We start from the raw sequence: 2,020 nt of genomic DNA on the forward strand, positions 1-2,020 counted from the left end.
TGGGAGCCGTGTCGCAGGGGTTGTAGGAAAACACCCTCCCTGACGCCTTTTGCCCGCCAGCCGTTCAGGCTTTGCCCGTGGAGCCGTACCCGCCTTCGCCACGCTCACTGGCGGGAAATTCCGCCACCACATTGAACTGCGCCTGCACCACGGGCACGATCATCAGCTGCGCAATCCGCTCCATCGGCTCGATGGTGAATGGCACGTCGCTGCGATTCCAGGCGCTGACCATCAGCTGCCCCTGATAGTCACTGTCAATCAGGCCAACCAGATTGCCCAGCACGATGCCGTGCTTGTGGCCCAGCCCCGAACGCGGCAGGATGAGCGCGGCATAGCCGGGGTTGTGCAGGTAGATCGCAATGCCGGTCGGTACCAGTTGCCAGGCGTTGGCGGCCAGCGTGAGCGGGGAGTCCAGGCAGGCACGCAAATCGAGGCCGGCACTGCCGGGTGTTGCATAGGCGGGAAGGTTGTTTTGAAGGCGCGGGTCGAGGATCTTGACGTCGATGTGCATGAACTATTTTTTCCTGGGTGGTTGATTTTTCTGGGCTTCTTCGGCCATTTGCCGCGCCAGCTCGCGCAGGCGCTGGACCAGCGCGCCGGATGAGTGACGGTTGGCCTGAAAGATTGCCCACGCCCCGTAAACCAGCAGCGCGGGCAGAAACAGGAAGCCCGCGCCGGGCACCACCTCGGACAGCACCTGCGTGGCGATCCACAGGATGACAACCCATTTGATGTGAGCGATAAAAGCGGCGCCGGAGCCGGCGATTGTCGCGGGTTTGGCAGCAGGCGTTGCGGGGCTTGCCGGAGACGGCGTGCGAAACGAAATCTTTTCCTGCGGCCTCGGCTGGTCTTCATGGCTGGCCGGCGCGTTCGCTTTTGTCAGGCGTTCCACATAGCTGACAAAATCGCCGTCTGGCGGTGTGTTCGAGGGAAGGTTCATGGTGCGGTCGCTTTCCCGTTGGACGGCGGCGCCGCCATCCGGGTCGCGATCTCGGCCACCAGCTGGCGCGCCAGTGAGAGCTTGGAAGCCCTGGGTAGCGCGGTGCTGCCTTGCGCATCCACCAGCAGCAAAGCATTGTGGTCCTGCCCGAAGGTATCCGGGCCAATGTTGCCGACCAGCAGCGGCACTTTTTTGCGCAGGCGCTTGGCTTCTGCGTTGTCAGCCAGATCATGACTTTCAGCCGCAAAGCCCACGCAAAACAGCTGGCCGGCCTGGGCTGCAGGCGACTGCGCGACAGTGGCCAGGATGTCCGTATTTTCGGTAAACACCAGCTGCGGCGTCTGGCCGGAGCCGTCTTTCTTGATCTTCTGCGTTGAAGGCGCTGCCGGCCGCCAGTCGGCGACGGCCGCCGTTGCTATAAAAATAGTAGCTGCTTGCGCAMGTCCTGTAACGGCTTCAAGCATATTTTGTGCAGATTTGACGTCAACGCGAGTGACCCCGCGTGGCGTGGGCAGCCCGACCGGACCCGCAACAAGGGTGACCTCAGCCCCCGCTTCGTGCGCAGCCCGCGCAATGGCAAAACCCATTTTCCCGCTCGACAGGTTGGTGACGCCGCGCACAGGGTCTATGGCCTCATAGGTCGGGCCGGCCGTGACCAGCACATGCTGCCCAGCCAGCACCTTGGGCGCAAAGAAGGCAATCAGGTCTTCGAGGATCTGCTCTGGCTCCAGCATGCGTCCGTCGCCGGTCTCGCCGCAAGCCTGGAAACCGCTGCCCACACCCAGTACCGTGGCACCATCAGCATCCAGTTGAATAAAGTTGCGTTGCGTGGCGGGGTGCGCGTACATCTCACGGTTCATGGCCGGGGCCACCAGCAGCGGGACCTTGTCGATGGGCCGGGCCAGGCACATCAGGCTCAGCAGGTCGTCGGCACGCCCATGAAGCAGCTTGGCCATGAAATCGGCGCTCATGGGCGCAACCAGGATCGCATCGGATTCACGCGACAGGTTGATGTGCGCCATGTTGTTCGCTTCACGGCTGTCCCACTGGCTGCTGTAGACCGGCCGTCCGCTCAGGGCC

Annotated in this window: 3 protein-coding genes; all 3 read right to left on the reverse strand. The window is 63.1% G+C overall.

The genetic code is table 11. The annotated features are described in order from the left end of the window. Positions 1 to 64: 64 nt before the first annotated feature. On the reverse strand, positions 65 to 511 hold the full coding sequence (gene dut, locus AC1DWI_RS20985) for a dUTP diphosphatase (protein WP_477671122.1): 447 nt from the start codon (positions 509 to 511) through the stop codon (positions 65 to 67). Between the two features lie 3 nt (positions 512 to 514). Next, the gene (locus AC1DWI_RS20990) at positions 515 to 940 is read right to left on the reverse strand and encodes a hypothetical protein (RefSeq protein WP_477671123.1); all 426 of its coding nucleotides are present in this window, start codon (positions 938 to 940) and stop codon (positions 515 to 517) included. Next, positions 937 to 2,020: bifunctional phosphopantothenoylcysteine decarboxylase/phosphopantothenate--cysteine ligase CoaBC (gene coaBC, locus AC1DWI_RS20995; RefSeq protein ID WP_477725664.1), on the reverse strand; the 1,084-nt coding region annotated here is incomplete at its 5' end. The genes coaBC and AC1DWI_RS20990, both read right to left, overlap by 4 nt.

Source organism: Polaromonas sp. P3_C2, from assembly GCF_056402675.1.